This is a genomic window from Nocardiopsis protaetiae, assembly GCF_045446735.1.
GTDB lineage: Bacteria > Actinomycetota > Actinomycetes > Streptosporangiales > Streptosporangiaceae > Nocardiopsis > Nocardiopsis protaetiae.
In genome coordinates this window covers 1-6,021 of the sequence record NZ_JBJJBV010000352.1, presented here as the reverse complement: position 1 = coordinate 6,021, position 6,021 = coordinate 1, and the positions used below count along the sequence as shown (strand labels likewise).

The 6,021-nt window shown below is 75.4% G+C and carries 5 protein-coding genes and 1 pseudogene; 4 read left to right on the top strand and 2 right to left on the bottom strand.

The features are described 5' to 3' along the window. Positions 1–143: pseudogene (locus ACJOT3_RS31625) on the top strand (IS481 family transposase); the annotation flags it as partial. A gap of 36 nt (positions 144–179) precedes the next feature. Here the strand turns inward: ACJOT3_RS31625 and ACJOT3_RS31620 are convergent. Continuing rightward, on the bottom strand, positions 180–611 hold the full coding sequence (locus ACJOT3_RS31620) for a protein-tyrosine phosphatase family protein (protein WP_406976798.1): 432 nt from the start codon (positions 609–611) through the stop codon (positions 180–182). Between the two features lie 259 nt (positions 612–870). Between ACJOT3_RS31620 and ACJOT3_RS31615 the strand changes: the two genes are divergently transcribed. Both ACJOT3_RS31615 and ACJOT3_RS31610 read left to right on the top strand, forming a co-directional pair. Next, positions 871–1,788 (top strand): DMT family transporter, encoded by a 918-nt coding sequence (locus ACJOT3_RS31615; RefSeq protein ID WP_406976797.1) that lies wholly within the window; start codon positions 871–873, stop codon positions 1,786–1,788. Between the two features lie 202 nt (positions 1,789–1,990). Further along, positions 1,991–3,019, top strand: a complete 1,029-nt coding sequence (locus ACJOT3_RS31610; protein WP_406976796.1) for a hypothetical protein — start codon at positions 1,991–1,993, stop codon at positions 3,017–3,019. Positions 3,020–3,077: 58 nt separating this feature from the next. Here ACJOT3_RS31610 and ACJOT3_RS31605 read toward each other — a convergent pair whose 3' ends face one another. Then, a complete protein-coding gene (locus tag ACJOT3_RS31605) occupies positions 3,078–3,449 on the bottom strand; it encodes a DUF427 domain-containing protein (RefSeq protein ID WP_406976795.1) in 372 nt (123 codons plus the stop codon). 176 nt (positions 3,450–3,625) lie between these two features. On the opposite strand from ACJOT3_RS31605, the gene ACJOT3_RS31600 reads away from it, so the two are divergent. Then, positions 3,626–5,986 (top strand): M64 family metallopeptidase, encoded by a 2,361-nt coding sequence (locus ACJOT3_RS31600; RefSeq protein ID WP_406976794.1) that lies wholly within the window; start codon positions 3,626–3,628, stop codon positions 5,984–5,986. Positions 5,987–6,021: the final 35 nt, after the last annotated feature.

Genomic DNA, 6,021 nt, shown 5'->3' with positions numbered 1-6,021 from the left:
ACGCCCGCCCCTACACCAGCGAGAGCGAGAAGCGGGAGGCGTTCACGGGGTGGTTGCACCACTACAATCACCACCGGTTCCACACCGCGATCAGCGGCCCTCCCGCTTCCCGCGTACCTAACCTCTCAGGTCAATACACCTAGGCCGCTACGGCCGATCGGTACACCCGATCGGTGAGGCTAGGGCGTGAAGGCCGCGACGAAGCGCTTCTGGCGGCGGGTCTCGACGGCGTGCGGGGAGTAGTGCTCGCGCACGTAGGCGACGGCGTCGGCGGCCGGGACCCCGTCCAGGACGGCCAGGCAGGCCAGGGCGGTCCCGGTGCGGCCGCGGCCGCCCAGGCAGGCGAACTCCACGCGCTCCTCGGCGGCGCGCTCCAGGGCCCCGGCCAGTTCCCGGGCCAGGGCGGCGGGGTCGGCGGGCAGGCGGAAGTCGGGCCAGCGCACCCAGCGGGACTCCCAGGGGACCGGCGGCGGCTCCTTGTGGAAGAGGTACACGCCCAGGTCGGGTACGGGGCCCTCCGGCACGGGGCGGGCGAGCGGGCGGCCGCGGACCAGGCGGCCCGAGGGCAGGCGCAGAACGCCTGCTGCGTCGGGGTTCCAGGTGGTCGTCATCCGGTGAGGCTAGCTTCGCGGACCCGGTTCCGAAAGAGGTCCGATGATCCGGGGTGAACCGGGGGGTGCACTAGGCTGCCCCACGTGAAGAACCCGCACTGGCACGTCGTGCTGCCCCCTCCGTGCGCCTGACCGGGCGCACCGCACTCCACCGTCACTGAACCGCGGAGTCCCCGGCCGTCGCGCGGTCGCGCGGTCGGCCACCGTCGTGCGCCCGTATCGGACGTCCCCAACGCACGATGACGGAGAGAACACGACCGTGTCGCACGACCTTTCTGCACCGACCCCCGCCCTGGCCCTGGTCCGCGGCCCGCTGCCGATCCTGGCCGCGGCCGTCCTGTGGGGCACCACCGGCACCGCGGCCGCCCTGGGGGCCTCCCACGCGCCCGCCGCCGCGGTCGGCTCCGCCGGGCTCGTCCTGGGCGGGCTCCTGCTGTTCCTGACCGGCCCGGGCGCCTGGGCGCTCATCGCCCGCGGCGACCGGGCCACCCGCCGCACGCTCGCCCTGGGCGCGGTGGCGGTGGCCGGGTACCCGCTGACCTTCTACCCGGCCGTCGCCGAGGCCGGGGTGGCGGTCGCCACCGTGATCACCCTGGGCTCCTCGCCGGTGTTCTCCGGACTGCTGGCCTGGTGGGCTGGCCGGCGGCGGCCCGATATCCGCTGGACGGCGGCCACCGCGGCCGCGGTGGCCGGCTGCGCGGTGCTGGTCCTGGGCTCGGAGGGCGGGGGCGCCGCCCCGGTCAGCCCTCCGGGCGTGCTCGCCGCGCTGGCCGCCGGGTTCTCCTACTCCGCCTACGCCCTGGTCGCCGAGCGCCTCATCCGGCGCGGCCACGGCTCGCCCGCGGTGATGGGCGCCCTGTTCCTGGGCGGAGGGCTGCTGGCGCTGCCGGTGGTCGCCGCCCTGGGCGCGGGCTGGCTGGCCACCGGGAGCGGGGCCGCGGTGGCCCTGTACCTGGCGGTGTTCACCGTGTTCTGCGCCTACCGGCTGTTCGGGCAGGGGCTGCGGCACACCCCGGCGGTGGTGGCGACCACGCTGACGCTGGCCGAGCCGGCGGTGGCCGCGCTGCTGGGCGTGCTGGTGCTGCACGAGCGGCTCGGGGCGGCGTCCTGGGCCGGGCTGGCGGTCCTGGTGCTGGGCCTGGCGGTGCTGCGCGCCCCGGCCCCCCGGCGCCGCTGACGCCCGGCGGGCGGCACCGCCGACACCTGGCGGGTGGCGCCGCGCAGGCACGGCGGCACCCGCTGTGACCAGCGGATATCGGTTCGAACAAAAATAGGAAGGTTTGTTAACACTTAGGCCCGGAACCGCGTAACGTTCCCAGGGTCAGATCGGCCGGTCCCCGCTGCCGTCCTCCCCACTCACGAACCCCTGGGTGCATCACGTGACCACCACCTTCCACCGCGCGCTGGGCGTCACCGCCGCCGCGGCCCTCGCCCTGGGCCTGGCCGCCCCCGCCCACGCCCACGCCGACACCTTCCCCGCCACCGCGAGCAGCGGACTCGTGGCCCTGGACCTGCCCGGCCGGTCCCTCAAGGGCTCCTGGGCCGCGGTCTCCGTCGGCGAGGACGTCGGCGCCGCCTACCCCTCCGCCGACTTCGCCGCCGACCCCGACGGGATCAAGGGCCTGTTCACCATCGGCGGCCGGCCCGAGTCCCGGGTGAACACCACCGCCGCGGGCAACGGCCGCGCCGAGGCCAAGTCCGCCCTCAGCGGCGGCTTCACCCTGACGCTGCCCGGCCACACCGCGCCCGCCGTCCGGTTCGCCACCCTGCAGAACTCCATCAAGTGCGACTTCTCCGGCAACCTCGTGTGGGAGAACAAGATCAACGGCGGCCCCGGTGAGAACGACCGCGTCGTCACGGTCTTCGGCACCCCCGTCACCGCCGACGCCCCCGAGGTGACCGCCACCGTCGCCACCCCCGAGGGCGAGGCCGAGGTCACCGTCCGCAGCGTCGAGCCCACCGACGCCACCGCGGGCCGCGGCCGCGTGTACACCTCCGTCAGCGCGGTGGTGGACGGCGCCGTCCTGTTCGACCTCACCCTGGGCGACGTCGCCGTCGACTGCCTGGGCGGGGACGACGAGGAGACCGGGGAGCCCCCGGCCACCGAGGAGCCCGGCGGCGGGGAGGAGACCCCCGACCCGGAGACCCCGGGCGGCGAGGAGACCCCGGCCCCGGAGACGCCGGAGACCGAGGAGCCCCCGGCGACCGACGGGCCCGAAAAGCCCGGTGAGCAGCCCACCGCCCCCGTCACGCAGCCCTCCGACCGGCCCGGCACCGACGGCTCCCTGCCGGTGACCGGCGGCGCCCTGGCCGGCCTGGTCGCCGCGGGCGTGCTGGCGCTGGGCGGCGGCGGTGCGGCCGTCTACTTCGGCCGCCGCAAGCGCGCCGCGGACACCGCCCGCGACTGACCCGCCTCCGCACGAACGGCGGGGCGCCCGAGGGCGCCCCGCCGTTCCCGTGCCCGGGTCAGTCCTCGACGGTGACGTCGACCTTGTCCGGGTAGAAGGCCGCGTGGCCGGCGATCCGCCCGACCGCCGGGTAGGGCTGCTCGTAGACCCACAGGGCGTCCACCAGCTCCACACCGTCGACCGAGAGCGTGCGGTAGGTGGCGGTGCCCTTGTACGGGCAGTAGGTGGTGGTCGGCGTCGGGCTCAGCAGCGCCGGGTCCACGTCGGCCAGCGGAATGTACTGCACCGCCGGGTAGGAGGCCTCGCGCAGCGTCAGCGCGGCGTCCGTCTCGGCGACGACGCGGCCGTCGACCCGCGCGACCACGCGCGCGCCGGTGGGTTCGATGGTGATGGGGTGGTCGGGTCCGGGGACCCGCATCCGTCCGGTCATGTGCACCCTCCCTCTCGCCGCCGAGCCTACCCGCGGCGTGGTCGGCACGGCGGGGATCGCGGTCGGGTTCGCGGCGGGCGTTATCGAAGGACCTATGGTCCGACCTCTGGATCGGCCGGTGCGGGCGTCAGTACGCTGCCGGGCACCCCCGCTCCCCCGACCTGGAAGGTCCCCCCTTGCGCTGTACCCCGGCGGCCGCGGCCGCCCTCTCCCTGCTGGCCGCGGCGCTCGTGCTCCCCGCCCCCGCCCGGGCCTCCACGTCTCCCGAGGACGGGACCGTCGTCCCGATCCAGGTCACCGGCGATCCGTCCGAGCGGTTCAACCTGGTCATCCTGGGCGACGGCTACACCGCCGAGGAGATGCCGCTGTTCCGCGAGCAGCTGGCCGAGCACCTCAACGTGCAGTGGAGCATCGAGCCGTTCCGCTCCTACCGCAACCACTTCAACGTCTACGCCGTGGAGACGCCCTCGGCCGAGTCCGGGGTCGACTGCGACCCCGGCCAGGACGGCGGGACCCGCGACACCGCCCTGGGCATGGGCTTCTTCAACGGCTGCGACGCCTCCTCGCTGGAGCGCCTGCTCACCGTGGACGAGGCCGCCGCGAACACCGCCGCCGACCTCGTCCCCGGGGTCACCGCCGACAACCGGCAGATCCTGGCACTGGCCAACAGCACCACCTACGGCGGGCGCGGCGGCCGCACCGCCACCGCCTCCTCGGGCAACGCGCTCTCGGCGCTGATCAGCCCGCACGAGCTGGCCCACTCCCTGGGCGGGCTCCAGGACGAGTACCCGTACTACTTCCGCGACACCAGCCTGGGCCGCTACCCCGGCGGTGAGCCCTCCTCCGTCCACCACACGCTGATGTCCGCCGGGGAGATGACCGCGGCCGAGGCCAAGTGGTGGCGCTGGCTCGGCGAGGAGAGCGAGTCCGGGGGTGTGATCGGCGCCGCCGACCCGGGCGGCAACGAGGGCGGGCTGTACTACTCCGAGGGCGTGTGGCGGCCCAGCCGCCATTCGATGCTCAAGACCCTGGGCTACTACTTCGACCAGGTCGGCCGGGAGGTGATGACGCACCGCATCTCCGGGCTGCGCGACCGGCGGACCCTGCCGGTGTCGTCCACCCCCGAGGGCGAGGTCGGCCCGCGGGACGTGCTGTGGGCCGAGGGCCCGCACCCCGTGTACCACGAGCTGGAGTACACCTGGACGGTCGACGGCGAGGAGCTGGAGCAGGCCGCCGGGGCGCGCGGCCTGGAGCTGGCCGGGCTGGACCTGCCGGCCGGGGCCGAGGTCGGCCTGCGGATCCAGGACCCCACGGGGTTCGTGCGCGACCCGCGGATCCGCGACTCCGCCGCGATGACGCGGACCCTGGTGTGGACCGTCGGCGAGCCCCTGGAGCCCGCCGACCCCGGCGTGGACTTCACCCGGTTCCGCGACACCGAACGCGCCGTGGGCGCGGGCGAGGTCGTGTACGTGGAGACCACCCACCCCACCGACCGGGTGCCGCGGGTGTCCTGGACGCTGGACGGCGAGCCCGTGTCCACCTCGGCCGACGGCCGCACCCTGGACCTGGGCGCGCTCGACCCGGCCCCGGGGACTCATGTGCTGTCGGCGACGGTCACCGACCCGGCCGACCCGGCCGCGGAGCCCCGGACCCTCACCTGGACGGTGGACGCCACCGCCCCGACCGCGCCGCGCGAGCTGTCCGAGGCCGCGGCACGGGTGCCGGGTCGGGAGCACCACCTGTACTTCAACGCGTTCTCCATGCGCCTGTCCCCCGAGGACGACGGCGCCGGGCACGTGGTCGGCGAGTTCCGGGTGGACGGCGACGGCTGGCACCACTACTACGGCTGGCCCGCGGACTCCGGGGCGCCGTTCCTGTTCACGCCCGACGGCACCAACGTCGACGACCTGGTCTACGGCAGCCTGGGCGGCGGCGGGCTGTCGATGGCCGTGTTCGAGGTGGACGGCCACGAGCCCGGCTGGGGCACGCACGAGGTGGAGCACCGGGCGATCGACGCGGCCGGGAACATCGGCGCACCCGAGTCCTTCACGGCCACCGTCGTGCCCGGCGCCGACCCGGAGTGCACCGAGACGGTGACCGGCACCGTGACCGGCGGCCTGCGGGTCGGGGAGGGTGTGGTCTGCCTGGACGGCGCCGACGTGCGGGGCCGGGTGACCGTCTCCTCCGGCGCCTCCCTGGTGGTCTCCGGCGGCGCGCTGCGCGGCGGGCTGAGCTCCTCGGGGGCGCACACGGTGCGGCTCACCGGCACCGAGGTCCACGGGTCGGTGTCCATCGTGCGGACCTCGAACGAGGTGAGCGTCCTGGGCTCCGTGCTGACGGGTTCGGTGGTGCTCACCGGCAACACCCAGGTCCCCGCCGACACCTGGACCGGCGGCGCCCAGGGCTACGGCCCGGTGTTGGCGGGCAACGAGGTCCGCGGCTCCCTGTCCTGTTCGGGGAACACCCCGGCGGTCGGGGACTTCGGGGCGGCCAACACCGTCACGGGTGCGGCGTCGGGGCGGTGCGCCGGCCTGTGACACCCCGTTGACACCCCATGCGGCGGCGTCCGGGG